Origin of the sequence: [Pseudomonas] carboxydohydrogena (assembly GCF_029030725.1) — a bacterium.
Classification (GTDB): domain Bacteria; phylum Pseudomonadota; class Alphaproteobacteria; order Rhizobiales; family Xanthobacteraceae; genus Afipia; species Afipia carboxydohydrogena.
The window spans coordinates 2637787-2663909 of record NZ_CP113162.1 but is presented as its reverse complement, the minus strand read 5'-3'; the positions used below and the strand labels follow the sequence as shown (position 1 = coordinate 2663909).

Annotated in this window: 20 protein-coding genes; 13 read left to right on the top strand and 7 right to left on the bottom strand. The window is 57.0% G+C overall.

Annotation, left to right across the window (positions count from 1 at the left end):
- Positions 1-91 precede the first annotated feature (91 nt).
- The 5 genes from AFIC_RS12850 (at position 92) to AFIC_RS12830 (ending at position 6893) form a co-directional block, all read left to right on the top strand.
- Entirely contained in the window at positions 92-2077 is a 1986-nt protein-coding gene (locus AFIC_RS12850; protein WP_275246627.1) for a competence protein CoiA family protein, read from the top strand.
- 203 nt (positions 2078-2280) lie between these two features.
- Positions 2281-3294 (top strand): ABC-three component system protein, encoded by a 1014-nt coding sequence (locus tag AFIC_RS12845; RefSeq protein ID WP_275246626.1) that lies wholly within the window; start codon positions 2281-2283, stop codon positions 3292-3294.
- The gene (locus tag AFIC_RS12840) at positions 3291-3779 is read left to right on the top strand and encodes an ABC-three component system middle component 2 (RefSeq protein ID WP_275246625.1); all 489 of its coding nucleotides are present in this window, start codon (positions 3291-3293) and stop codon (positions 3777-3779) included. Before AFIC_RS12845 ends, AFIC_RS12840 begins: the two co-directional genes overlap by 4 nt.
- Positions 3780-3862: 83 nt before the next feature.
- The gene (locus AFIC_RS12835) at positions 3863-5656 is read left to right on the top strand and encodes a hypothetical protein (protein ID WP_275246624.1); all 1794 of its coding nucleotides are present in this window, start codon (positions 3863-3865) and stop codon (positions 5654-5656) included.
- Positions 5657-5810: 154 nt separating this feature from the next.
- Entirely contained in the window at positions 5811-6893 is a 1083-nt protein-coding gene (locus tag AFIC_RS12830) for a hypothetical protein (protein WP_275246623.1), read from the top strand.
- 67 nt (positions 6894-6960) lie between these two features.
- On the opposite strand, the gene AFIC_RS12825 is transcribed toward AFIC_RS12830, so the two are convergent.
- A complete protein-coding gene (locus AFIC_RS12825; protein ID WP_275246622.1) occupies positions 6961-8991 on the bottom strand; it encodes a hypothetical protein in 2031 nt (676 codons plus the stop codon).
- Positions 8988-9473: a hypothetical protein gene (locus AFIC_RS12820; protein WP_275246621.1), complete on the bottom strand. Its 486-nt coding sequence runs from the start codon at positions 9471-9473 to the stop codon at positions 8988-8990. The genes AFIC_RS12825 and AFIC_RS12820 overlap by 4 nt, the downstream gene beginning before the upstream one ends.
- 123 nt (positions 9474-9596) lie before the next feature.
- Between AFIC_RS12820 and AFIC_RS12815 the strand changes: the two genes are divergently transcribed.
- Both AFIC_RS12815 and AFIC_RS12810 read left to right on the top strand, forming a co-directional pair.
- Positions 9597-10226 (top strand): hypothetical protein, encoded by a 630-nt coding sequence (locus tag AFIC_RS12815; RefSeq protein WP_275246620.1) that lies wholly within the window; start codon positions 9597-9599, stop codon positions 10224-10226.
- 276 nt (positions 10227-10502) lie between these two features.
- Positions 10503-10709 carry a hypothetical protein gene (locus AFIC_RS12810; RefSeq protein WP_275246619.1) on the top strand — a complete coding sequence of 69 codons (207 nt, stop codon included), beginning with the start codon at positions 10503-10505 and terminating at the stop codon, positions 10707-10709.
- 105 nt (positions 10710-10814) lie between these two features.
- Here AFIC_RS12810 and AFIC_RS12805 read toward each other — a convergent pair whose 3' ends face one another.
- The 3 genes from AFIC_RS12805 to AFIC_RS12795 form a co-directional block, all read right to left on the bottom strand.
- Positions 10815-11375, bottom strand: coding sequence for a hypothetical protein (locus AFIC_RS12805; RefSeq protein WP_275246618.1), 561 nt, complete (start codon positions 11373-11375; stop codon positions 10815-10817).
- 99 nt (positions 11376-11474) lie between these two features.
- Positions 11475-12137 (bottom strand): SEC-C domain-containing protein, encoded by a 663-nt coding sequence (locus tag AFIC_RS12800; protein ID WP_275246617.1) that lies wholly within the window; start codon positions 12135-12137, stop codon positions 11475-11477.
- Between the two features lie 544 nt (positions 12138-12681).
- Entirely contained in the window at positions 12682-13404 is a 723-nt protein-coding gene (locus AFIC_RS12795; RefSeq protein WP_275246616.1) for an FCD domain-containing protein, read from the bottom strand.
- A gap of 250 nt (positions 13405-13654) precedes the next feature.
- On the opposite strand from AFIC_RS12795, the gene AFIC_RS12790 reads away from it, so the two are divergent.
- From AFIC_RS12790 to dld, 4 genes are all read left to right on the top strand, one after another.
- Positions 13655-15310, top strand: coding sequence for an L-lactate permease (locus tag AFIC_RS12790; RefSeq protein ID WP_275248725.1), 1656 nt, complete (start codon positions 13655-13657; stop codon positions 15308-15310).
- A gap of 78 nt (positions 15311-15388) precedes the next feature.
- Entirely contained in the window at positions 15389-16534 is a 1146-nt protein-coding gene (locus AFIC_RS12785) for an alpha-hydroxy acid oxidase (RefSeq protein ID WP_275246615.1), read from the top strand.
- 29 nt (positions 16535-16563) lie between these two features.
- Positions 16564-17388: a methyl-accepting chemotaxis protein gene (locus tag AFIC_RS12780; RefSeq protein ID WP_275246614.1), complete on the top strand. Its 825-nt coding sequence runs from the start codon at positions 16564-16566 to the stop codon at positions 17386-17388.
- A gap of 74 nt (positions 17389-17462) precedes the next feature.
- Entirely contained in the window at positions 17463-19169 is a 1707-nt protein-coding gene (gene dld, locus AFIC_RS12775; protein WP_275246613.1) for a D-lactate dehydrogenase, read from the top strand.
- Between the two features lie 82 nt (positions 19170-19251).
- Here the strand turns inward: dld and AFIC_RS12770 are convergent, their stop codons facing one another.
- Complete coding sequence (locus AFIC_RS12770; RefSeq protein WP_275248724.1) at positions 19252-21546, bottom strand: TonB-dependent receptor family protein; 2295 nt, start codon at positions 21544-21546, stop codon at positions 19252-19254.
- A 519-nt stretch (positions 21547-22065) separates the two neighbouring features.
- Between AFIC_RS12770 and nirK the strand changes: the two genes are divergently transcribed.
- Together nirK and AFIC_RS12760 are read left to right on the top strand one after the other, a co-directional pair.
- The gene (gene nirK / locus AFIC_RS12765) at positions 22066-23193 is read left to right on the top strand and encodes a copper-containing nitrite reductase (RefSeq protein WP_275246612.1); all 1128 of its coding nucleotides are present in this window, start codon (positions 22066-22068) and stop codon (positions 23191-23193) included.
- A 63-nt stretch (positions 23194-23256) separates the two neighbouring features.
- Positions 23257-24147 carry an SUMF1/EgtB/PvdO family nonheme iron enzyme gene (locus tag AFIC_RS12760; protein WP_275246611.1) on the top strand — a complete coding sequence of 297 codons (891 nt, stop codon included), beginning with the start codon at positions 23257-23259 and terminating at the stop codon, positions 24145-24147.
- A 66-nt stretch (positions 24148-24213) separates the two neighbouring features.
- Here the strand turns inward: AFIC_RS12760 and AFIC_RS12755 are convergent, their stop codons facing one another.
- Positions 24214-26118, bottom strand: a complete 1905-nt coding sequence (locus AFIC_RS12755; protein ID WP_275246610.1) for a nitric oxide reductase activation protein NorD — start codon at positions 26116-26118, stop codon at positions 24214-24216.
- Between the last annotated feature and the right edge of the window lie 5 nt (positions 26119-26123).

Genomic DNA, 26123 nt, shown 5'->3' with positions numbered 1-26123 from the left:
ATTGGCAATGTAACGTCGTGGATACGTTCTCCGCGCGCTGAATCGTCCCACCCGGCTTTGGGGAGGTCCCTGGGGATCAGGGTATGTATCGGTGGAATTTCATGGTGAGAACGTGAACATTCTCGCGCTTGTCACCCCTTTGTGTCGAAAGGGAATCGGACGATTCTCCAATGGAATCCTGAACAGCAGAGCGACCGTGACCCAGCACGTACCTCCCAGATACTCGTCCAAGGATGCCAATCTCGTCTACGGCGTCGATTCCCTTGGCGTGATGCGACATATCTCCGAGGTCGAACGGGGAGATGCGTGTGGATGCAAATGCCCGGCTTGCGACGCGCCTCTCACCGCCAGAAAAGGCCAAGATAACGTCCATCACTTTGGACATCAGGCCTCCACTTCCTGTTCGAACGCTCCGGAAACAGCGTTGCATCGACTTGGAAAGGAGATCGTTGCGACAAAGCTGTGCCTCGTCCTTCCCGAGGTCAGAGCCGAATTCAACGGCGAGGCCAATGTCCTTCATAAGGCAGGACCCATCTCATTTGACAAAGCAATCCAGGAAGCGCGGCATCTCCAGAACGTGGTGCCGGATCTTTATGTCGAACGTGACGGACACCGATTGCTTGTCGAAATCTATGTCACGCACGCCTGCGACGAGTTGAAACGTGCTGAGCTAAAGAGTCGGGGCATTGCCACGCTCGAGATCGACCTGTCGCGCTTTCCCAGAAATGCATCTCGCGCCCAGGTTGAAGAAGCCGTCCTTGAAAAAGCCGGACGTTATTGGGTTTACCATCCGAAGATAGATGCTGAGGTCGAAGCGATGCGCACGATGTATCTGGCCAAGCTCGATGCGCAACGCCTCCGGTTCGAGAAAGAAGTTGCGGACTGTCTGCGTCGATACGATCTCGGTTTGAAGGAATTGGCGAACCGCACGGTCGAACCATTCAATGTGGATGGAGAGTTCTTCCGAATTGGGTTGGGTGCTCACGTCGGATGTTCTGTAGGTGGCGCCGGCGGATTTCTCGTAACCGAACAGGAGTGGCAATTTGCGATCCTTCGCACCTTCCTGCCGGAAGACGTACAACCCTTGTCTTATCGGACGAAAGCCTTTTTCGAATGGCTCAAGAAGCAGCAGTGGATTCGAGCGGGATTCCAATACATCCGTCCCGAACTGGAAGATGCCGCGCGAGGACATAATGACCAGTTCCGGAGTCCGTATCGTACGGTCGAAACCTATCTCGACGAACTTGTTGAGAGAGGGGTTCTCCAGAAGCATCGATCGTATTCACTTTCCACCAATCTGGTCGATGACCTCCTTGATCTTCGCACCCTCGATCAACGCAAGGCGTCACGCAGGAAAAGTCTGTCCGAACGCATTGAGAAGATACTGGCATCCCTTCCGGAACATGAGCGCGGCGATCTTACTGTCAAATCCTGGATGACGTTGCCGCAGGATGGGGGAAAATCATTCGACGCCGTGATCGAAGACGACGATGAGATTTTCGATGACATGATCGGCCCCCTGCGAAAGATCGAGGCGATGATGTTCCGGAAGGGTCCATCGGTCCTTCAGGCACTTGGTTTGCCGATAGAGCATGAACAAGAACGCCAGATGGAGGCACGAAGGCTGGAAGCCGAGGCCAAGGAATTGGAAAAGGCCGAAGCATTGCGTGTGGCTGCGGAGAAGCGTGGGGAAAAGCTTCAATCCACAGCATCCGCACATGGAGACGAGTGGGCATCGTGGATCGAAACTGCACACCCGTCTCTTGATGGAAAAACACCGTTGGCGGCTGCCGTTGAAGGTGAGGACGGCTTAAACCAAGCACTGGCCCTTTTGCTGCATGCGCTCGATAAACGCGCTCGCGAACGATCAAAGGCCGAAGAAATACATCGATGGCAGACGGCGTTGGGGCGTGAGGTTCTCACCATATTGGGCAGTGCAGCACAGCCATTCCTGAATTCGCCTTATCCTTTGGGGGCCAGCGGCAGGAAATTCAGACCTCGAGACTATTGCATGTCGGAAGCGACTTTCAGGGAATGCGTCGAGCTTGCAAAGGACGTGCTGAAGAAGCGGCGATGAACTTTCGAAAACCCCTCAGGCCAATCTAGATAAGATCCTACGACTTTAGACGATTGAATCGGAATGCTTTGTAGTTCGATAACTGGTCTATGAGAGCATGATATGTGGATTTACGAGCTTGGATGAAGTGAAATTAGATTTTACTCTCGGCCACGTATACTCGGTTTGACGTTGAACGCTCAAAACGGATTTTCTGAATAATTATGGCATTAGATGAGAGTTTCAGTCGTCGTCTGTTGTCAGCCACCCCAGGCGACTTAGAAATATTCGTCCACCATCTCGTTTCGCTCGAGACAACGAAGTACCTCGATCATGATCGGTATGGTGGCTCAGGGGACATGGGTCGGGATGTGGTCGGCTTTCTAACGAGAAGCCGCCACGAAGGTGAGTGGCATAATTTTCAATGCAAACAGTATCGCAGGCCGCTCGGCCCGGCCTACATTCTTGAGGAGCTTGGGAAGCTTTTCTACTACGCGTCGCGTGGCCACTTCATTCTACCATCGAAGTACGTGTTCGTGGTGCCCAACAATTTTTCCCAGCCTGCTCGTGATCTGCTCGATCGGAAAACCGAACTCAAGCACCGCTTCCTAGATGAGTGGGATATCCATTGTATAGCGAAGATTACCAAGGGTGTCCGCATTCCACTGGACGATGCCATCCGTGAAAAAATCGAATCCTTTGATTTCAATGGCGTAGAATCTTGGGAGCACGGCAAGCTTCTGACCTTGCCGAACGCTACATACGCGGCAGCCAAAACATTTGGGGACGATCCGGGAGAGGCGCCCCGTGGAGTGGTACCTGATATGGTTGACTTGTTGTCCGAACATTATGGGGAACAGTTGAGGAATGTCTATTCCGAGCACGATGGGCACGATTATCAGGACGCCGCCGCAGTTTTAGCCCATCCGGAGCACGGTGAAGACTTCCAAATGCATCGACGCCGCTATTTTGACGCCGTCGAATTCGAGCGGCATTTCAGCATCAAAGTCGACCAGAAGAACGTGGATGAATACCGCGAAAATTTGCTGGCGACGGTGAGGGATACTTATGCATCCACTTCGGGTCTTGTTCGGGTCCGATCTGTGATGAATGCCGCCGGTGCTGCTAGAGTAGGCGGGCTATTCGATAGGCACTCGCGCGTAACGGCAATGGTTCGCCAAGGCACTTGCCATGTATTCGCCAATGAAGGGACAATGCCTTGGTGGAAGAAAGAATGAGCACGGCGCCCCAGGCTGATTTATTCAATGGTGTCCTCGAAACGGGGATGCGGGCGCTCGTCCTTCTGAATGCTTTCCGGTCCCTTGATCTAGACAGGGACGAACTCGGCCTTCTCGACTACTTCGTGGTTCACACGTCCCAAGCTGATGGCCCTCCTGACATCCATCCGACAGGACCATCGAGTTTCAGCGAATATCATGTGCGTCGCCGCCGGATTGATGAGGGTATCCAGTTGCTTCGGCGGCTTCGGCTTATTGATGTCCTTGCCGATCCGGATCGTGGAATTGTCTTTCGAGCAGGAGACGATGCGCCCGCATTTGTTGATCTTTTGAGCGCGCCGTACAATCGCGAGCTTGTAGAACGTTCTGAGTGGCTGCGACGCATGTGCGAAGACGACGCAAGCTTCCTTGGCGGGCTTCGCGACCGCATCGAACGCTGGTCGATTGAGTTTCAGGAGCGCGAGACGCCGAGGGGGAGGGAGTGAACAAAAGTCCATCGATTCGCCTTCTGCGTCTTAGCTTTACGGGGACAGGGAAACCAGTCGCCGCACTCGACTTCGGCTCGTCCTTGAACGTGCTTTACGGCGGCTCGAATGCTGGAAAATCGTTCGTCCTAAAAGCGACCGATTTCGTGTTAGGCAGCGGCGATCCGTTCCCAGGGGTCAAGGAATCACAGGACTACGAAAGCGTCTTCCTGTCTTTCGTTCTCGAACCAGCAGGTAGTCCGGTCACGATCAGACGCAGCGTGCGAGGAGGTGGGATCGACTGGTACGAGGGGGCCGCAGACGAGGCCAGCATCGGGGTGATAGATGCTGAAACACTGCATCAAACCCATGGAAAGGGAAGAAAAGGCGTAGGTTCGTTGTCTGAGCGGTTGCTCTCGCACCTTGGAATTGCGGGGGCAAAGATTGCGTCAGATGCTTCGGGTACACCTGAAAGTTTTTCATTCAGACACTTCATGCCTTACGTTCTTGTGAACGAGGGACGAATGCTCGGAGATGACAGTCCCTTAAGACAAGGCGGCCCGAAGCGAGGGGTGGATAAAAACGTTCTGCGGTTCATCCTCACGGGTCGAGACGATGCCTCGGTGGCGCGAGTACGTACACCAAAGGAGGCAAGGGCGGCGAAAGCAGGTAAAATCGAATTGCTCGAAGCCATGCTTGCGGATGCGGAATCGAAACTTGAGAAAATGGGATCTAACCCGGAATTCTCGGCGGAAGATGAAGAAGCGCTCGAATCCTTGGGGCACGCTATCGGAGAAAATCAAGTCAAGCTGGACGAGTTGCGGCGCGAGCGACGGACCAATCTGAATAGTGTCGAGGCGGTGCGTGCCGAATCAAGCGAACTCGAAACGTCGCTCGTCAGGTACAAAGATCTCGAAAAAATATTTCAGTCCGACATCCGCCGTTTGCAAGCCATCGAGGAGGGAGGCTTTCTTCTGCGGCGGTTCGACGATCAGCCGTGTCCATTGTGTGGCGCGGCGCCCGGTGATCAGCATGCCCCGCACGAGCCGGAAGACCTCGTCCGTCAGCATCAGGCTGCGGTTGTCGAGATTAAAAAGATTGAGAGGGACAGCAAGGACCTGCGCGACCTAATCGTCTCGCTGTCGGCGAGGCTGGAGGGACTTCGCGCTCGCGAAGAAAAATTTTCGGATGATATCCGGGAAACAGAGAACAGCATCACCGAAATCACTCCCCGAGAGGCGTCGCTTCGGCAGGAATACCTTGCGCTTCAGTCTCGTTTTGATGGATGGCGGATTCGAGCAAATGCCGTTGCACAGAGGGATGCGCTCGTACGTCAATTGGACGAAGTCCGGAAGTTGAAGACGACTACTAAGCGTAATGACGATGTTCAAATGGGGATCGCCTCCAACATAGGACATGACTTGAGCATGATCGTCACCGATGTTCTGGAGAAATGGGAATATCCCAACGTCGAAGCAGTCCGTTGGGATCCAGCCACGGACGATATCGAAGTGAATGGCTGGCCTAGAAACCGCAATGGCAAGGGCGTTAAAGCGATTTTTCACTCGGCCTTGAAGGTGGCTATCCTCATCTACTGCCGACAAAAGAAGTTGCCCCATCCAGGGTTCGTTTTTCTGGATTCTCCGCTTGTGACCTACCGAAAGCCGATTATGAACGAGCGACACGGTGAGCTGTCTGATGACGAGCGCGTCGTGAGAGAAACCTCACTCGACAGGCGATTTTACGAACACTTGGCGTCACTATCCGACCTTGGTCAGTTCATCGTTATCGAGAACTCCGATCCTCCGTCAGGTATCGAAAAGCTTGGTCGGGTCGAAGTATTCTCGGGTGAAAAAGGCGTGCGGAGGCAGGGGCTATTTCCACCGATTAACGCCTGATGGAACGGACTTGGATTGTGAAGATAAGCCCCTATAACGACGAAACCCTGGGAGGGGCACCATAATTAGGTGCCTGTCCCAGGGTTCTATCAAATTCACGGCCGTTCGATTGCTCGACGCAGCACCGTGATTACAAATCGACGCTAGGACGCAGATGGCTGAAAGTCAAGAACATTTTCCATATCACGAAACCGGCTTTCAGTCGCTTTCGACTACTTTATCGGAGCCACGGCTTTCGACGTATTTGACGGCTGCGGCCCATAATCCTGAGCGGGCCTTCAAGATGTATCTGTGGAACGCGCGTCTGTCCAAGGCGCTCAGGTTTCCGTTGGAAGTAACCGAAATCACCGTTCGAAACCGAATACATTATGCCCTCTGCGACAGGTGGGGAAACAACTGGCCGAACAACCCTGATTTTGCCCGAGTCGCTGCTGAAAAAACAAAGGAAAGGTTGGACGTTGCCCGGAGAGACCTCGGGGTTAGGCGTCAGCAGACTGACCGTATAGTTGCCGCGCTCTCCTTTGGTTTCTGGACCGCGCTCTTGAAAGGGCGTTTTGTCGAATCGATGTGGCGGGGCCGGGTAGAGCGCTTCTTTCCACATCTGCCAAATGATTTGGATTTTCACGCCAAGGTAGCCACCCTTGCAGATGGCGTCGAGACGTCCCGGAATCTCCGGAACCGGATTGGGCATCTGGAGCCGATTTTTGCAACGGATTTGTCGCTCGCACATTCCCAATTAGTCAAACTGGTTGGCTACGGATGCAGGTCAACATCCAAGTGGATGAAGCATCACAGCACGCTTGATCGAGTCCTACGCGAAGGGAGCGATCCCGCAATCAAGGACGAGGTGGTCTATGCGAAATCGAAGAGGAACTTCGTTTCGCTTCCCGAAGAAACACCGCTCGCAGCCGCTCTAACGCAACTTTCGGCCACGACGGACGGATTTATCGTATCTTTGGGGCAAAACCATCGTGTGGTGGTTACCCTAGCGTCCGTTGGAAACTGGATCTGCTCCCAAGCTGATGACGGCATTTTCGACATAGGAGATTGGCGCCTTGGCGACGTCTCAAGGATGTCGGCGAACACCCCTGTGGTGAGCCGAAGATCCGTAACCTCTGAGTTCTTGGCGTCGCTGTGGAAGACATCACCTCATCAACGCTATGCGATTATCACAGAGCGAGGCCGTGACGCCGAGGCGACTCTGGGAGTCGCAGACCTACATAGCTTGCTCCAGTGATGCTGACGATCAAAACAACGGAACGCGTCGAACTTATGTGAGGTCGGAGCTTAGCCTCAGTATGGTGTCATTCTGCCAACGAGTTTTCCTCGATAATGCTATCCACGGCGTTTCGATCAAAGGCCAGGTACTTGTTAGGCTCAAGTTCAAGTGTGACCTCGATGCCCCTTTCAGACAGCCACTGACGAACATCGCGCGATCGCCTGATCTTGGCTCTCTCGACGATTTCCGGAATGAAAATGTACCGACGGAAGAAGCCATCAATCTGCTCGCGGTCATACAGCGTGTGGGCGTGCGGGCCGGACCGATCTAGAAAGCCTCTGCTTGCCAGCGCGCTGATCGTGGCTTCATTGACGCGGAGCATTTCGGCGGCAGTTCGATTGCCGACCCATCTATCTGCGACGGACGTGTCTTCCGGAATAACCTCGGATTGCACTGTTGCAATGAATTGACGCAGATCGCACGTTCCGGAACCGGTCCTCCACGTCTTGTTATCGCCCGCTACGCGGTGAATTTCCGTCTTTCTGGATACGACGGCCGAAATGATTGCTCCCCACGGAATGGGCGACATCCCCAGACGCTTTACGGCTTTGGACAGCCGTAGAGGCTGCACCCCGGCGGGGCGTGGTTGGATGGCAGCGTCGATCTTCGCCGCCAATTCCTTGATCTCTCCATTCCGGAAATAGGTGTCCGTGCTTTCGAACAACCCGGTCGCCGGGCCTCCTATCCGATGGATCAGCTCGCGGGATTCCAGACTAGGAAGGACTGAGACGTCGATACCGAGACAACCTGCCGCGAATTTCTGATGGATGCGATCGTTATAGATATCGATTAACGGTGCGACCTCATCGTAGTTCATCAACTTCGGCGCTCGTTTCGCACCGGTTGCCGTGATGACCTTCACCAAGCCACTATCTGCCAATCGAGCCAACACCCGCGGCGGGACTCCGGTTTTCGCCGACAATGGTTTCAACCCCATGTACCCGTCATCCCGCGCATAATCATTGCGGCGGGTGAGGGTGCTGGATTCGGCTCCGCTCATGTCATCATGAATGGCACTGCGGATGATTTTTCGCGTTGCTTCGCTGAGGTGCTGGTCGAGGCTCATACAAAACAGTGGCAACAATTCCTTTTTTACCCCGTAGAATCCGACGCGATCCTTCGCATCTCGTCGAATTCTGTCCGCAAGCACTGCAAACCCTCGCTTGCCATCCAGTATGACACGTGCAGCTGACGCCAGGATTTCGGGCGTGAATCTTTGATAGGATTCGTGACTTTTGGGTCGTTCAAGGGTGGTTGAACGTGTGCCATCGCTCTTCATGAGGAGGGCGCACGCAAAAGCGACGATTGTCTCAAATATTTCAGAACAGGATTGTAGAGACCACATCTCCTGGTCGGCTTTTCGGAGCGTCTCTCGTCGAACATCAGGATCCGGCGAGATCAATCCGACAAGGAAATCCAGTGCCTCGACGTCATCGACCCCGACCAATGGCTGCGGATAGTCCCGGAGATCGACCCGGGCGAATCCATCTTCGTCTTGGCACCATTCGCACATATGCGTTCCATATGCGCGATTCCAGGACAGTGGTTTTTTACATTCCGGACATTTGTCGAGAAGCGCTTCCTTGGTTTCCGGATCGAAGGAGAAGATGCGCAGATCCCAGACGGCCCGATGATGTGGTGATTTCTTCAACGCTCGCGGCGATACGCGCCGGACATTCGGAATTCGATATGCCGACCTGATCATCGTGCCGAAGAAATCGATCGCGGCACTTTTCCCATTGCTCAACGTTCCGGAACGATAAAGGCGCTTTTCAATCTCTTTCTCGGTCGTCTGCAGAAGTGTAGACAGTCCCCAGATTTCCATAGAATTGACGAGGGTGGTTGGAATGCTTTCCGGCGAAAGCTTTCCAATACCCGCCAACGTGAGGGCCTGTACGGTTTGCCTAGCAGGCGTGCGGCTGAAGCATCGCGTGACAAACCCGAGAAGACTTTCGTCAATCTCCGGGGAGGGGAGATTGACCGCAAAGGGACGCACTTCGCTGGGCGACAGAACAGACAAGCGTCCCGCTGCGATTGGCTTCGGAGTCATTGTCATGATCCGTCGCTTGCCTCTTCGGCGAGAATTCTAAGCGTGTCTCGTTTCGGTCCCTTGAGGAAGGGATCAAAATAGGTGATGCCATCACTCGCCTCCGAAGCATGGTTCCGGGCACGGATCGATCTGGAGATGTCATCCCATTCGATCGAACCACGACCATCGCTAAACGTTCGGTCCAAGGCCGTTTTCATGATCCTGCTGACGCTGCCGATCACGCCGCCGGCGAAATCGTAGACGCATGCACGGCTTTCAACGGTGTCCAGGAGGCCGATCTCCTTGTCGATGACGCCCCGCTCGCACATCTCGGTTTCTAGAAGCCCGACGAAATTGAAGAAGTAATCTCGTTCCTCACGCTCTTTGATGCTGAACGCGCCGAAATCGACCGTATCGACCAGGCGTCCGGCCAATTCCTTGTCGGCCGCGAACAACTGAGCCAATTCGTTGGTGCCGACACAAACGATTGAGAAAATTCCATCGTTCACCAAGCTCTCGTCCTGAATCAGATCGCAGCACTGCAGGCTTTGACGTCCGCTGCCAATAAGGCTGATGTCGCGCGTACGGCGATCGTTGCGTGGTACTACGGTGTCTACAGTGCCGCGTCTGCTATGACCGCAGCAATGGACGGCGCATTCCAGGACAATCATGCGGAGACCGCAAAAAATTGGCAAAATCGTTTTCCGGCCAAGAACCTGTCGGTACACCCGTTTGCAGATTGTTTGTCCAGCGTTCTTCCGAGCACCGCCGACGCAGAACTTGCGTCGGTTTGGTCAAGGGGCAAGCATTCGTTGGTCAATAAACCCTCCGCTGTGGAAGAAGCATGGGGTTGTTGTGCGGAATATCTTTCCGGGACCGCTGGATGGGAACGATGGAATATCGATGAGCGAGTGAGAGGTGCTGCGGCATTTCGGGAGTTGGAGGTCTCTGATTTTCGGACGAAAGCGGCGCGTCAATTGCGCGACGAAGCATACGCTCGGCGCGGTATTGGCTTTCTCCATCAGGCCTCTCGATATCGCGGAAAGGCGAACTATCGCGATGCCATTTTCCTTGCTTACGGCACCTCCGTGCCGAGCCAGTTATTGGAGTTTGTCGATGATCTTTTGCTTGTGTTGAGGGCTTTCGCGGCGATGGCTGGCGCTTACTGCTCGCTGCGGGTGGGGAAGGCAGCTTGGACCGAATTCGTTGACGACCTAGACCGCAAGAAGGCCATTTCGATTTCGCCAAAAGATATCTGGTAAGCGGGGCCGACAAATTGTGGAGAATAAACGGTGCAAATTAATGCATCGGCGGGGTGCTTCGCTCATCTGGTCGCCGGAGTGCTCTCTGCAACGGGCACGGCACTCGATCAAGATCGAATTCACACTCCCCGGTCCCAGGCGAATCACTTTACCGGCTACCTATGAGAAAACGACGCATCAGGCATCCCGGGGACGGTGGCGGGGGCAAATGGTGTTTCAAACGTGCTTCAAGGCTGGTTGAAGGCAGCTTCAACGAAAAATCCGGACGCCCGGTAATTGTTGGTTGACGAGCGGGCAGAAGATCGGGACAAAAAGAAATCCCCCGAGCAGCAGTTTTCAAATTTTATGGAGAACTGCGCGATGTCCAAACGATCCAAGCTGGGAATTCGATTCTGGGGGATTAAAATTGATGCCGAAGGCGTTTTCGGGATTTGGGTCGCATTATTGATTGTTCTCGCGGTACTGGCGGCTTCGCGCTTCTGACCGGTGAGACATCGGTTCGACCGCTAGAATTTACGCTGTCTGGCGGTGTGTACAGATGCGTTGCTGTTCATTCAGTTTTCCCTCTCGCCCAAATTTCGACGTGCGTTATTTCATTGATCTTACGCGATCCCGGATAGCAGCGGCATGACGGTGATAGATTCCGCAATCTAGAGAGAGCTTATAGAACTCTTCGGCGGTCGCTTCGGTATCTACTAACAACCCGAATTTCCGTGAGAGGTCCCGCGCCAAGCCACCCAATTCCAAGGCGTCGCTAGGTCCAACGTGGCTATAGGATTTGGCCTTCTGGGAGAACGTATCGGCTACGTTGCTTGGAAGATCCGCACCTGAGAGAAAATATCGGAGATGTATGAGGAAGTTCGGATGGCGATAAATATCATCGCCAATCGTCTTGTTCCGTTCAAAGAGCGCTCGATGCGAGCCTTTAATGCGCCCGGTACGAAATGCTGGATCCTCAAAGTATCTCAACCGCATCTCGGGAATTGCATTTCGTTTGAGTAGTGACCCCATGATCTCCAAGACTAGCTCACCATTGCGATGAGCCAGATGATGCGCGCCAAGGAGTTCCTCTTGACGGAGCTTGATATCTCTTAGGATATGCGATTCCTCTAGTGTCAGTACGATGGCTCCAATTACTAATTCGGTCAAACTGTTATCCCTTTGGGTTGAAAGGCTATTGCCCGGCGACATCGCTCTACGGCGCTGGTTTGGAACTCCGTTCTGCGACAAAATTGGGTCAGCTAAGTTTCAACGGTGCCGAGAGAGATCGACGAGGGGCGCACAGCATTTCTTGAATTTCTTTCCGCTGCCGCAAAAGCAGGGAGCGTTGACCTTCGTGCTGGAGGCAAGATCTACGATTATTTGCGCCTGGGCATTTCGGGTATCCTCCCAGAGCGCTTTAAGCCGACTGCGATTCATTCGGATTTCATTTCCGACCGAGTTGGCCTCCATCGTCCGTTGAAGAGTGTCACTGGTATCGATCCATCGATTTACACTCGCAAATGTACCCAAACTTCGCTTCACATTGATAATGCGCTTCTTGTCTTCAAAATCGTACGTACGGCCGGGATCTGGTAAAAACAGAATGCGGCGCTCACCAGAAGCGTGAGGTGTAATGTCAAGGAGTTCACCATTATTCTCCCAAACGGCGTGATGCTCGGCCTCGATAAATACGCGTGGCCATTCCCAGATGGTCCATCCAAAAAGTAATGAACCACCGCCGCGTGCGACTTTGCTTGCGACGTTGCCGAAACATTCGCTGACGATCGCATCTGGGTCTGGCCTGGTGGCCACCCAAATGGGCTTATTGTTCGGGTTGAGTTCACGACAAAGCCCATAGATCGGAGGAGAAATCTCAATTGGGGTGGTGGTGAAAGTCTTCTTAAAAATCTCCGTGTTGATTATCGGCATAGGAGTGAGGTTCCGTCGGAGAATTCTTGACTGAAACTGTCAGAAGGCGATCTTGCCTTTATTTATTCAGGGTTCGTTCGACCTGCCAAGTCTCCCTTTGAGGCGATCATGCTCGCAGATTGGTAAGAACGGCGTGCTCCAGGCTGTTCTACGATCTTTGAAAAAAAATAATGGTCGATTCCAGCATGCGCTTGAAATCAGCGATATCAAACAGTTGTAGAAACCGACTCGGTCTTAGGTAGAAACAGTACGAATCGACTCACTCTTAAAGAGAAGACCGACTCGTTCTTAAATCGTACTCATTGAAATATTAGAGACTTAGGAGCCCCAATCGACTCCTTCTTAATGTGTCGGCACACGAGAGAGATTTCTTGAACTTGTCAGAAATACCCGCATTTGGCGGGCTTCATTGTTCGCGTTTAAATCTCCAGGGAGAGCCGTCGAGGGCCAAGGTGCTTGATTTGGGCAGCCGGTCTCCGGCCCGAAATCCTCGTTTCCCGGAAAACAGTCGTGCGTGCCGTGCTTAATCCGCAGCAGCTCATCGTCATGCCAGGAAGTCGCTGCGGTTCACGCGGCTGAGTGACGTTTCCAGCCGCAAGCTGTCGCGCCGAATCTCCTCTACCGTTTCAAAAGTAAAGCGGATGTGTTGCGCTGCGGCGGTTTCGGCATCCTTGGCTTTGCCTGCGATCACGGCTCGCGCGATGGCGAGATGTTGCTCGAGCAACTGATTGCGTACGCCCTCCCGCAGGTAGAGCTGTGCGCGATTGTAGAAAATGTCGTTGCGCAGAAGATCGGAGAGAGCACGCATAATGTGTAGCAGTACGACGTTATGGCTTGCCTCATAGATCAAGAGATGAAGGTCGACATCCGCATCGCCTTCCTGCGTCGGGTCGTCTAGCTGGTGAGCCTTCTGCATTTGCTCCATGCATTGCTGGATTCCCTGACGATCGACGTCGGTGGCACGCATGGCCGCAAATCGAGCCGCGTGCGCTTCCTGAATGCTCCGGAATTCGAAGTAATCGGCGGTGACCCGTGGCTTGTCTTGCAGCAGCGCCGCGAGGGGCTGGAAGAGCGGCGTGAGGAATTGCGCAACGAAGGTTCCTGATCGGCTGCTGACCAGCAAACCGCGCCCTTCGAGAATCTCAAACGCCTCGCGAAGCGTTGGGCGCGAGACATCGAGTTTTTCGGAAAGCTCACGTTCTGGCGCAAGTTTTTCGCCCGGCCGCAGCACACCTTCCAGAATGAGCTTTTCGATGTGCGCGGCCATCGCTTCCGAGACTTTTGGTCCTCGCACAAGGTTTCTCAAGACACTCCCCATCTCATTGGCGGATCGAATGAATTCGACCGACTATGACCGAATAAGCCCCCCGGTCAAGTGCGATCCAATTCTACTGCCAATGGTCTATATAAATTCCCTATTGACACTTATGGTAAGTTAATTTTACCAAACCGAAAATTATTTAAAGATCGTGACCAAAGCGGCAGCCCTTTTGCAAGGAAACATCAAGGAGGCCTTTGTGACGTGGACCCAAGTTTACGACCCCTTTAACAACCCTTGGCTTTCGACGGCGGTGGCAGCATTGCCGGTCATCGTGCTGTTGGGCGCGATTGCCGTTTTTGAGATCAAGGCGCATTGGGCCGCGATATTAGGGCTGGGGGCTGCGCTGGCTGTCGCAGTTTTCGGTTTCGGCATGCCGGTGAAGCTGGCGGGCCTTTCAGCCGCCTATGGGGCCGCGTTTGGCGTGCTTCCGATCGGCTGGCTGGTGCTCAACATCATCTTCCTCTACCAGCTCACCAACGAAAAAGGCGAGTTCGAGGTTCTACAGCGCTCGATCAGCAGCCTGAGCGACGACCGGCGGCTACAACTGCTCTTCATCGCATTTTCGCTTGGCGCGTTTTTCGAAGGCGCGGCTGGGTTTGGCACGCCGGTTGCCGTGACTGCGGCGATGCTCATCGGCCTTGGCTTCTCGCCGCTTGCTGCTTCGGGTTTGTCGCTTATTGCCAATACAGCGCCTGTTGCTTACGGCGCATTGGGAACGCCGGTCATCGCGCTTGCTGCGGTCACGGGTCTCGATCTGCACGCGCTGTCCGGCATGATCGGTCGGCAGCTTCCGTTCTTCTCTTTGATCGTTCCGTTCTGGCTGATCTGGGCGTTCGTCGGCTTCCGCAAGATGATTGAGGTCTGGCCCGCCATTCTCGTTGCTGGCGTTTCATTCGCGGTTCCTCAATATCTGGTGTCGAACTTCCACGGGCCCTGGCTGGTCGACGTTATCGCAGCCATCTCGTCGATGATCTGCCTGTGGGCGTTCCTGCAAGTCTGGCAGCCCAAGCGCGTTCTGAAAGAGATGCCTGAGAGATTCAGAAAAACTCAAAAGGAAGAAGAACACGAACATCAGGCTGACAAGACCTCGGCGGGCGCAGTTGCTCGGGCCTGGATGCCTTGGATCGTCCTCTCCCTGTTTGTGTTCGCGTGGGGCACGCCCCAGGTGAAAGCATGGCTTGACGGCATCTGGATCGGTCGCTTCCCGGTCGAAGGGCTTCACAATCTGATCCTGAAAGCGCCGCCGGTCGTGGCGAAGCTAACTCCGGAGGGAGCGGTCTACGCATTCAACATTCTGTCGGCCGCCGGTACGGGCATCTTCCTCTCGGCACTCGTGTCCGGTTTTCTGCTTGGCTACACGCCGCTCGGCCTCATCAGGGTGTTCGGCAAGACTTTGGCTCTCGTCCGCTATTCGTTGCTGACGATTGCCTGCATGCTGGCGCTGGGTTTCGTGACCAAGTACTCGGGCACCGACGCAACGCTCGGCCTCGCCATGGCCAAGACCGGCGTTTTCTACCCGTTCTTCGGCGCGATCATCGGCTGGCTTGGCGTTGCTCTCACAGGCTCCGATACGTCCTCGAATGTGCTGTTCGGCGGCTTGCAAAAAATCAGCGCCCAGCAACTGGGCCTGAACCCGGTGCTGATGGCGGCCGCCAACAGTTCTGGAGGTGTGATGGGCAAGATGATCGACGCCCAGAGCATCGTCGTCGCATCAACTGCAACCAAATGGTACGGACACGAAGGCACCATCCTGCGCTTCGTGTTCTTCCACAGCCTCGCGCTGGCCGTTCTTGTCGGCTTCCTGGTGCTCGGTCAGGCCTATCTCTGGCCGCTTAGTCTCCTGGTGCACTGATGAGAGAGGCGGGGGATCGCATCCTCCGCCTCTTTTCATTCGAGACCCCCTTTATTGCCCAACGATGGTCTGGAGATCATGCGCCTGAACCAATGTCACAACTTCCATGACTTCCGGCGGCTTGCGCGTCAGCGCCTCCCCGGGCCGATTTTCAACTACATCGACGGCGGCGCGGACGACGAAAGCAGCCAGCGCCGCAACACCACGAGCTTTGAGGATTGCGATCTCGTTCCGAACGTGTTGCGGGGCGCGCGGGAGGTCGATCTCTCAGTCACTGTGATGGGTCAGAGGCTCGCGACACCGTTCTACTGTTCGCCGACGGCGCTACAGCGATTGTTTCACTATCGGGGCGAACGCGCGGTCGCAGCTGCTTCCGCGGGGCTTGGGACGATGTTTGGAGTCTCTTCCCTTGGCACGGTGAGCCTCGAGGAGTTGCGCGAAACGCACGACACGCCGCAAATCTATCAGTTCTACTTCCACCGGGACCGTGGTCTCAATCATGCCATGATGCAACGGGCCAAGGAGGCGGGCGTCGACGTCATGATGCTGACGGTGGACAGCATCACCGGCGGCAACCGCGAGCGCGATTTGCGCACGGGGTTCAGCATCCCCTTCCGCCTGACGCTTGCCGGCATGCTGCAATTTGCGATCAAGCCGATGTGGGGCCTCCAGTATGTCACCCATGAGCGCTTCAGGCTGCCGCAACTGGAAGATCACGTCGACATGAGCGGCGGCGCGATGTCGATCGGCCGCTATTTTACGGACATGCTGGATCCCTCGATGAACTGGGACGATGTGGCCGAGATGGTGCGCAACTGGAACGGGCCGTTCTGCCTCAAGGGCATCATGTCGGTCGAAGATGCGAAACGTGCGGCGGATATCGGCTGCGCGGGGATCATCCTTTCAAATCATGGTGGCCGCCAGCTCGATGGTTCGCGCGCGCCGTTCGATCATCTCGCTGAAGTCGTCGATGCGGTCGGAGACCGGATCGACGTCATGATGGACGGGGGCATCCAGCGCGGAACGCATATCCTGAAGGCATTGTCGCTTGGTGCGAAAGCGGTCGGCCTTGGGCGCTACTATCTTTATCCGCTTGCCGCCGCCGGCCAATCCGGTGTGGAGCGTGCGCTTGGCCTGCTGCGGGTTGAACTCGAGCGCGACATGAAGCTGATGGGATGCACCTCGATCAGCCAGCTATCACGAGAAAATCTGCGCTTCAGATAACGCCCTGCATTGAGACAAGGAGATGTTCCTTGATTGCACCGCTGGACTGTCACGACGAGCTATCCGAAACCATTGATCTTTCTCATACCCAACAGATCTGCGATCTGGTTGCGGAGAAGATGGGGTTTGACTGCTCCTTCATGGGGCAAAGAGGCGTCATTCTGGCCTCCAATCTGCGTGAACGGATTGGAACCGTACATGCGGCGGCCGCGCGGGTGATGGGCGGGGAGGTGGATCAGTTCGAAGTCACCGCCGATATGGCTGCTGCCAGCAACGGCAGTATGCGGGAAGGCATCAACATGCCCGTCAATATCGACGGGAAACGTATCGGCTCCTATGGCCTTGCCGGTCCGCTCGATGCGGTTCGGCCCTTCGCCTATATCATTACCAGCCTTGTGGGATCCGTGATCGCTCTGCGCATACAAGACGTGAGCCGAACCAATCACATCTCGCGCCAGGTGACGAAAGCAACGGGTGTCGCGGCGGTAGCAGCCAAAGCAGCAGAGGAGGCCGCCAAAGCCATGCTGTTTCTGAGCGAGACGACGTCGCGGATCGGAGACGTTGCCACCACCATCGGCAAGGTTGCAAAGCAAACGAATTTATTGGCGCTGAATGCGACAATCGAGGCCGGGCGAGCCGGAGATATGGGCGTCGGATTCGCTGTCGTCGCTCAGGAAGTGAAGCTGCTGTCGGGTCAGACCGCCAAGGCAACGACCGATATCGGCAGTCAGGTTGGCAAGGTGCAAGGCGCGGCCAACGAGATGCGGCGTGCCATGGATGCGATGAACAACAGTATCAACGATGTCAGTGCGATCGTCACGGATATCGCGAGTGCAATACAAGAGCCAGGTTGAAGCATTGACCACGGCCTTGATCTCGCGACGGCGTTATTGCCGCGTTTGTTTGCTGGTAGAGGAAATAACTCGTCATGACCGAAATTAAGACCGGGGATGTCCCGTCGCGCGCCGTTCTGCTGGATCGTCTGCGTGCTATCGTCGGTGCAACTCATGTGTTGACCGTGGGCCGAAAGACGCGGCGCTATACGCGCGGCTTTCGCTGCGGCGGTGGTCCGGTGGCGGCGGTGGTGCGTCCTGGCTCTCTGGTCGAGATGTGGCGGGTGCTGAATGCGGCCGTCGAGGCTGGACGCGTGGTGATCTTCCAGGCGGCGAATACCGGATTGACGGGTGGTTCGACTCCCTGGGGGGAGGACTATGATCGCGAGATCGTGCTGATCAGTGTGATGCGTCTGAAGGGCATTCACCTGATCGAAGATGGGCGGCAGGTGCTCTGTTTGCCCGGCGCGACGCTGGATTCGCTGGAGAAGCAACTAAGTCCGCTGGGGCGAGAGCCGCATTCGGTGATCGGCTCATCCTGCATCGGGGCCTCGGTGCTGGGCGGTATCTGCAACAATTCGGGCGGCGCGCTGATCCAGCGCGGACCTGCCTACACCGAGATGAGCCTTTATGCCGAGGTATGTGCCGACGGTTCGGTCGGGCTCGTCAATCATCTCGGGCTGGATTTGGGGAACGATCCCGAACAAATCCTGTCGCGCGTCGAGCGCGGCGATCTGCCTGCTTCGGCCCCGACAAGCGCCTGGGCCTCGGACCGTGAATACGTCACGCATGTTCGCGACATCGAGGCGGAGACGCCCGCGCGGTTCAATGCCGATCCGCGCCGGCTTCGCGAGTCGGTAGGGTGTGCGGGCAAGCTCGCCGTTTTCGCCGTGCGGCTTGATACGTTCGAGGCTGAAAAGGATACGGCCGTCTTCTATATAGGCACGAACGATGCGGCTGAGCTGACGGAAATTCGCAGGCACATCCTTGCCGACTTCCAGAACCTGCCGATCAGCGGTGAATATATCCATCGTGAAGCCTATGACGTGGCCGCAAAATACGGCAAGGACACCTTTCTGTTCATTCAGAAGGTGGGCACCAACCGGATGCCCGCGTTCTTCGCCACCAAGGCCCGCATCGATGCGCTGACCGAGCGCCTGGGGCTTGGCACGACGATCTCGGACCGCCTCGCGCAAGGTCTGGCCCGGCTGATGCCGCAGCATTTGCCGCCAAGAATGAACGATTTCCGCGATCGCTACGAACATCACTTGCTTCTGCGTATGGGCGGCGCAGGTATCGCCGAAGCGCGCAATTATTTGAGCGACATCTTTCCTTCTGCTCACGGCGACATGTTCGAGTGCACACCGAAGGAAGGCACCGCCGCGCTTCTGCACCGCTTTGCGGTGGCGGGAGCGGCGGTGCGTTATCGCGCGATCCATGCCCGCGAGGTCGAAGACATCGTCGCCCTCGACATCGCGCTACGCCGCAACGATCGCGACTGGGTCGAGCACCTGCCGGCGGAGATGGACGCGAAGATCGAGAAGAAGCTCTATTATGGTCACTTTTTCTGTCACGTTTTCCATCAGGACTACGTGGTGAAAAAAGGCCATGATTGTCTCGCGCTGGAGCACGAGATGTGGAGTCTGCTCGACGAGCGAGGGGCGGAGTACCCAGCCGAGCACAATGTCGGTCACCTGTATCACGCCAAGCCTGAATTGGCGGGATTCTATCGAAAGCTCGATCCGACCAATAGTTTCAACCCCGGCATTGGCCAGACCTCAAAATGCGCCCATTGGCATTGAGCCGGAAGGCTCGTCTTTGACAGATCTGTTTGCGAAGTGCGTGGGGACGGCCGCCCTGTAGGGAGCAAGAAAATTCCTCCATCTAGAACTTCGCCTTGATGCCCGCGTAAAAGCCGCGCCCGTCGCCCGGCAAGAATGCCGCCTGGTCCGGACGTGCCTGATCGACGACCAGCGTCGATGATGCGTAGACTTTGTTGAACAGGTTGGTGACCTCACCGAAGATGCGGAAGCTCTTGTTGATCTTGTATTCCGTCCGGAGGTCGACAACCGCAAACGGATCGGCATAAAGCGTGTTCATGTTGTCGACCGGCATCTTTGCCGGGCTCCAGCGTACGGCACCCTGTAGCATCCACGCATCGGTTGCCTGAAATTGCAGTTGTGCGTGGACAAGATGCGACGGCGCACCCGCGAGATGGTTATTGCCGCGCAGTGGATCGTTGACGAAACGGAAATCCTGATAGGTGTAGGCCAAACGGGCCGACCATTGCTCGGTGAGTTTCACGCCGGCGCCGAGTTCGACGCCGAAATGCGTGGTGTGACCGGCATTGATGGCTCCGATCGACGCGCCGGTGGCATCGCGCAGGCTGAGCAATTCGTTGTCTAGCCATGAGTAATACACCACGGCATCCCAGGAGGTGCGATCCGCGCGGCCGCGCCAGCCGCCTTCCACGGTGGTCGCGGTCTGTGCTTTCAAATCGGGGGTCGTGAACACTGCGGCCGCCACGGTTGGATCGGCCGGGTTCGGCCGCCCCGCGCTTGTATTGGGTGTGCCGTTGATGGTTGCCAGCAGATCGTCCTGCGTCGGCGGCTCGAAGCTGCGGCTGCCTGCGATGAAGAATGTTTGCAGCTTGTCAGGGCGGTAGGAGAAAGCGATGCTTGGGCTCCAGCCGTTATAAGTGCGCGCATAGCTTGTGTCCTTTGTCGGGAGCGCGCCATTCGGCAAAAGCACCGTGGGATTGGCGGGGTTGTAAGCGATCGTCGGCCGCGTCGCGAGACGGTAGAGATCGTTGTTGTCGCGCGTTGCATAGGCATAGGAAATGGCCGGCGACAGCGTGAATTGGTGCCACACCGGCACGTTGAACCCGGCGAACAGCGCCAGTGTCTGGGCACTCAGATCGTTTTGGCCAAACATCGCGCCGGTCTGGCCTCCCTGATTGAGGTAATAGCCGCGGTCGGCCGAGCCGATGGTGTATTGCGCCGTGGTTTCGAACAACGGCAGCAGGGCAGCGGCGGGATTGTAGGCATAACGCACGAGCCCGGTGAAATCGCCGCCGCGCGTCGTCTGCACGCCCGATGAAATCGGATAGCGGAACGTGTCGTCGGTGTAGGTGTAGCCGGCTGCGAAATCGAACAAATGCGCGCCGAAGGTTGCGGTGGTGCGCGAGCCGACAAGGAACTGGCTTGCATCGCGATATGGCCGGTCGCGCACCACGTTTGGACCGGGATTGATGGCGCCGCCCGGCACCGCGGTTGGGCCCGTGAAGACCTGGCGCGGATCGGCATACATCGCACTCTTGGTCAGCGGGCCGGCGACGTCGAAGTCGAGCTTCGTATAGCCCATGAAGATACGCGTCTTCACGTTCTCGGAAATCGCTATGCCGACATTGCCGCCGACGTTGACGCGGTCCGATGAATTATAGTCGCGGAAGCCATCACGGTGGCTGGTGTCGAACTGGAACAGACTGTCGACATTGCCCTGCCGGTAGCCGGCCTGCCCGCTGGTGTTGATCTGTCCGAAGCTGCCGCCGCTCGTCGAGAATTGCACGCCGGGCGCGTTCGATCCGGTCGGCGACACGAAATTGAGCGCGCCGCCGTTCACCGTCGCGCCGAGGCGATTGGCCATGTAGCCGCGATAGACTTCGATCGCCTGAGCCTGTTGCGGATTGGCGAAACCGACGATGTAGGAGCCGTCGGCGCGGTTGAGGGGCAATCCGTTCTGCAACACCAGGATGCCGCGTTGTACCGGATTTTGCTGAAGACCCGACCCGCGTATCTGGATGCGCGGCTGATCGTTGCCGCCGAAGAAATCCTGGACCACGACGCCTGGAACATCGTTGAGTGCCTTGGAAATCGTGAGGTTGCCGGTGTCGGGCAATTCCCCCCGGGGGATAAGTGCGACGCCGCCCGGCAAAACATCGAAACGCACCCGCACGATCTCCTGTGTTTGCTCGGATGTGGTTTTGGGTGGGGAAGGTGTCACGGCAGGAGTAGTCCGTGCCGATCTTGCAGTCCGCTTCGACGCGGATGAAGGCTTCGGTTTCGATTGTTTCGGAGCCTGAACGACGATCGGGTCGAGTGCGATAGCCGTCCCCGGCGTTGCCGATTGCCCATGGACAGTGCCGGCAGTCCCCAGATATGCGGCAGTCATGCAGCACATCACGCTCAATCCGCCGATGTGCCTTGTCGTGTGATGATGTTTCGTCATGCAGCTCCCCCGTCGCTCCACGATGTATTGTTGAGCTTTCGGAGTGCGGCAAGTATCTGCGAGCGCATTTCGATTTATTCTAAAAGAAACACGACAAATATATCTTTTAGAATGAATCTGAATCTGCCGAGGAAAACTGATTCCGCGATCCTGTCATTGATGCGGATCAATTCTCGATCGCTAATGTTGAGGGGCGTCGGTTTGAGTGAGCATCCGGTTGAGCGAGCCTCCGGATGCCAGTCGCGAACGCGTGCACGGAGATTGTCGATTCAAAATCGTGCCGCTCAAAATCATATGCGCAATCCGGTGCGTGCGCGGGCGTTCGATAAATTATATCGTATCCATGGATATGGCAGGTATCCGGTATCGGGCTATTTTAGTTCGTTGAATTTGCTGTTCCACAAAGAAGGGGTGGGTCTTTTGGAGGATTGTCCGTCACGAAATTAAAGAAAGACCGTGATGGAGGTTGTCATGCTTACCCGCCGTAATATGCTCGTGTGTGCCGCTGCTTCGGCGCTTCTCGTCACAGCGCCGGCATTGGCGCAGGATTTGTCGTCCCTGCCGCACGTCAAGGTCAATCTGGTCGCGCCGCCCTTCATTCATCCGCACGAGCAGGCAACCAAAGCTCCTCCCAGCGTCATCCAGTTCAGGATGGAGGTTCAGGAGAAGGAGCTGGTGATCGACAATGACGGTACCAAAATTCACGCCATGACCTTCAATGGCTCAGTGCCGGGCCCGATGATGGTGGTGCATCAGGGCGACTATGTCGAGCTGACGCTGGTCAATCCCAGCACCAACACCCTGGCGCACAACATCGACTTCCACGCGTCCACTGGCGCGCTCGGCGGCGGCGCGTTGACGTTGATCAATCCCGGCGAACAGGTGGTGTTGCGATGGAAGGCAACTCGTGCCGGCGTGTTCGTCTATCACTGCGCGCCGGGCGGCTCGATGATTCCCTGGCATGTCGTCTCCGGCATGAACGGCGCCATCATGGTGCTGCCGCGCGATGGACTGAAGGACGAGGCCGGGAAGCCGTTGCACTACGACAAGGCGTACTACATCGGCGAGCAGGACTTCTACGTGCCGCGCGACGACAAGGGCAAGTACAAGACCTATGCATCGGCGGGGGATTCCTATCCTGACACGGTCGAAGTGATGCGGAAGCTCATTCCCACCCATGAAGTGTTCAACGGCCGGGTCGATTCACTCACCGGCAAGAATGCCCTTCAGGCCAAGGTCGGGGAGAGGGTGTTGATGATCCATTCCCAGGCAAACCGGGATACGCGGCCTCATCTGATCGGCGGGCACGGCGACTATGTGTGGGAGACGGGCAAGTTCGCCAATCCGCCCGAGAAGGATCTCGAGACGTGGTTCATTCGTGGAGGCTCGGCGGGTGCAGCACTCTATACGTTCCGTCAGCCGGGCATCTACGCATATGTGAATCACAACCTGATCGAGGCTGTGGAGCTTGGCGCGACCGCGCAATTCAAGGTCGAGGGCAAGTGGGATGACGACCTGATGAAGCAGGTTCAGCCGCCGTCTCCGATCAAGCCGACCGACAAACTTGGTGCCTTGCAAAGGCATCAGGGGAACATCTGATAGCGCGATGAAGGCAGGCAGTTTCTCGCTTTCGCGGGAAACTGCCGATGGAGGCTCGGCATCATGATGACTCTGTTTTCGACGAAAGCCATGCTCAAGATTACACTGGCCTCGTTTTTGCCGTTGGCTGCGGCCGGGGCACCTCTGGTTTTTCATCGGGCTGCCGACCAGCCGGTGACTGCGATCGACACCGTCACGCTTGCGCCTGCGGAATTCTCTTATCGCGTCGCAGGCGATTTCAGCCGCGGCCGGATGCCGGTGAACGCGCCGCTGGTTCGCTCGCGGCTTTCGAGCCCTCTGGTCATCATGAAGACAGAGGTCAGCGAAGCGGACTTCGGCCGTTGCGTGCGGGAGGGAGCTTGCCGGACGATCGAGCAGGCCGGTTCGTTGCGATCCGACGTTCCGGTGACCGGCGTAAGCTGGGAGGATGCCATCGCCTATGCGCAATGGCTGTCCGGGAAGACCGGCGAAGTGTGGCGCTTGCCGACGGACGAGGAATGGGTTTTTGCCGCCGGAACGCGCGCCAAGGACGATGCGATCGAAACCGATACGACGGATTTCAGCCAGCGCTGGCTTGCCAAATACGAGCAGGAATCCGCGCGCGAGCGCAATGGCGACCGCAGGCCGCGCGCGAACGGCAGTTTTGGCATCAACGAGAACGGCTTGCTGGATGTTGCCGGGAATGTCTGGGAATGGACCGACACTTGCTTCATCCGGCACGATCTGGATTCCAAGAATCGTCCTGTCGGCGAGGCTACGACAAATTGCGGCGTGCGCGTGGTCCAGGGTGCGCATCGCAGCTATGTCAGCTCGTTCATTCGCGATGCGCGGGGCGGCGGTTGCAGCACGGGCACGCCGCCCGACAATCTGGGATTCCGCCTCGTTCGCGATGATCGCTCGTGGTTGAAGCGCATGGTGGTGCGCGCATTCGAGCAATTGAAGCCTGCCGCCTGACGCGGGATCGCTACCGGCTTGTCACATACAAAACGGAACGCCGCGCGCGTGTCGCGCGGCCGTGGGTCATGTCGTGATCTGGCGATAGATCGCCGGCAGGGCTGCGGGAAGCCGCGCGATGTCCCGGACGATCGAATAGGCGCCGCGTCCGAAGATGTGCGGGAAGTAATCGCGGGCGTTCTCGTCGATGGTGACGCCGAACACCCGCAGGCCGGCCTTTCGCGCTTCGCGAATCGCCATGCGGGTATCCTCGATCCCATAGCGTCCTTCATAGTGATCGATGTCATTAGGCTTTCCATCGGTCAGCAGCAGCAGCAGCTTGTGCCGTTGGGGCCGCTGCGCCAGTTCTGCGCCGACATGGCGAACGGCGGCGCCGATGCGGGTATATTGCCCCGGTGTCAATGCTTCGATCCTGCGGATGGTCCGCCGGTCCAGAGGCTCGTCGAACTCCTTGATCGTTGAGACTGTCACGCTCGTGCGCCGCCGCGAGGTAAACGTATAGATGGCGTGTTCGTCGCCGCAGGCCGTGAGGCCGTGCGTCAGCGCCAGGAGCGCACCTTTCTCGACATCGAGAACCCGGCGATCCTGCATCCATGCGTCTGTTGAAAGAGAAACGTCCATCAGGACGGCGAGCGAGAAATCGCGCGCCGCCGGCCGTGCATCGATGAATACGCGGTCAGTCCCGGCTTCGCCGGCGCGGCGGTCCGCGATCGTCCTGACAAGCATGGACAGATCGAGATCGTCGCCGTCGGGCTGGGCGTGGATGGTTTGGCGGCGCGGCCGCAGGGCTTCGAACTGACGGCGCACGTAACGGATATTCCGCTGCGTGAGCGGATCCGCCGACCAGTCCTCGCCTTCTTCCGACGCAGGCCCGGCGATCACCCGGCAATAATCGGGGCGGTAGGCTTGCCGCTTCCAGTCCCACTCCGGATAAACCCGTTCCGCAATCAGGGGCGTCGTTTCGGCCTCGCGCGGCGTCAGATCGAGATCGATTTTCAGGCGCGTTGCGGGGTTCTTCTTGTTGGAGCCGATCGTCATCTCCGGCGTGTCTTCGGCGGCCTGTCGGGCGGAGTCCTCGTCGTCGTCCTCGACTTCGCGGTTGACGTTGATCATTTCGGCAAGGCTGAAAATGGTCTCGAAGCGATGCAGCATCAACGGGTCGCCCCTGTCGCTGCGGTCGGTCGATTTCCTGATGCCGGTGCGCCGTTTGGCATCGGGCGTGATGGCATCGCCGCCGGAATCGTCGGCCTCGGTATCGGGCGTGCCGGCGCCATCAGCGGCGATCTCACCCCACATCGGCACCGGCAGCCATGTCCGGTAACCGAGCGGCGCGACGAATCCATCGAATTCGGTATTCGCGGCGATGGCCTGTAGGATTCCACCATGCTCCGGTGAGGTTGCGTTCAGCAGGCCGACGATCGCTGCCTCGATCTCGGCTTCCGCCTCGGGCAACCTGCGCCTGGGCCTCACCTGAAGCGTTGCCGCTCGCAATTGCGCATAGATTGGTGCGAGGCCGGGCCATGCTGCGAGCGCCGCATGTGTTGTCCGTAGCGCCGCTTGCAGACGATAAAGATCGCTCCGCAACGGATCGCTGTCATGGTGCGGCTCCGTGGCATGGGCGAACCATGCGGCCAGCCACTCGTAGAGCGCCTCGTTGTCGCGCCTGTCGGGAAACAGATCGATCCGTGCAGGCAGGCGTAGCGTACTGGTATCAAGTGTCGGGCGCTCCAGCGCCTCGGTCCCGAGACCCACGGCCTGCTTGAGGCTCAGCCTGTGCTGTGAATGAGTTGCGGCGCCTGCCACAATGCGAATGGCGCCGTCGCCGCCGAAGGCTCGGAACAATAGCCCGATGCGGGTGCGCATGCTTTCGAGCGTCACAGCCGCGTCGGGATAGCCGCGATAGCTGCGGGACGAGCCGATCAGGCGATGCCAGTATCGCCCGATCGTCTCTTCCGGCTCGAAGAGGGACATTGGAA

Coding starts and splice junctions, on each gene's coding strand:
- nirK (WP_275246612.1), top strand. CDS start 22,066: ATGCTTACCCGCCGTAATATGCTCGTGTGTGCCGCTGCTTCGGCGCTT.
- AFIC_RS12840 (WP_275246625.1), top strand. CDS start 3,291: ATGAGCACGGCGCCCCAGGCTGATTTATTCAATGGTGTCCTCGAAACG.
- AFIC_RS12760 (WP_275246611.1), top strand. CDS start 23,257: ATGATGACTCTGTTTTCGACGAAAGCCATGCTCAAGATTACACTGGCC.
- AFIC_RS12830 (WP_275246623.1), top strand. CDS start 5,811: ATGGCTGAAAGTCAAGAACATTTTCCATATCACGAAACCGGCTTTCAG.
- AFIC_RS12770 (WP_275248724.1), bottom strand. CDS start 21,546: ATGTGCTGCATGACTGCCGCATATCTGGGGACTGCCGGCACTGTCCAT.
- AFIC_RS12815 (WP_275246620.1), top strand. CDS start 9,597: ATGACCGCAGCAATGGACGGCGCATTCCAGGACAATCATGCGGAGACC.
- AFIC_RS12785 (WP_275246615.1), top strand. CDS start 15,389: ATGCGCCTGAACCAATGTCACAACTTCCATGACTTCCGGCGGCTTGCG.
- AFIC_RS12800 (WP_275246617.1), bottom strand. CDS start 12,137: ATGCCGATAATCAACACGGAGATTTTTAAGAAGACTTTCACCACCACC.
- dld (WP_275246613.1), top strand. CDS start 17,463: ATGACCGAAATTAAGACCGGGGATGTCCCGTCGCGCGCCGTTCTGCTG.
- AFIC_RS12795 (WP_275246616.1), bottom strand. CDS start 13,404: ATGGCCGCGCACATCGAAAAGCTCATTCTGGAAGGTGTGCTGCGGCCG.
- AFIC_RS12755 (WP_275246610.1), bottom strand. CDS start 26,118: ATGTCCCTCTTCGAGCCGGAAGAGACGATCGGGCGATACTGGCATCGC.
- AFIC_RS12845 (WP_275246626.1), top strand. CDS start 2,281: ATGGCATTAGATGAGAGTTTCAGTCGTCGTCTGTTGTCAGCCACCCCA.
- AFIC_RS12825 (WP_275246622.1), bottom strand. CDS start 8,991: ATGACAATGACTCCGAAGCCAATCGCAGCGGGACGCTTGTCTGTTCTG.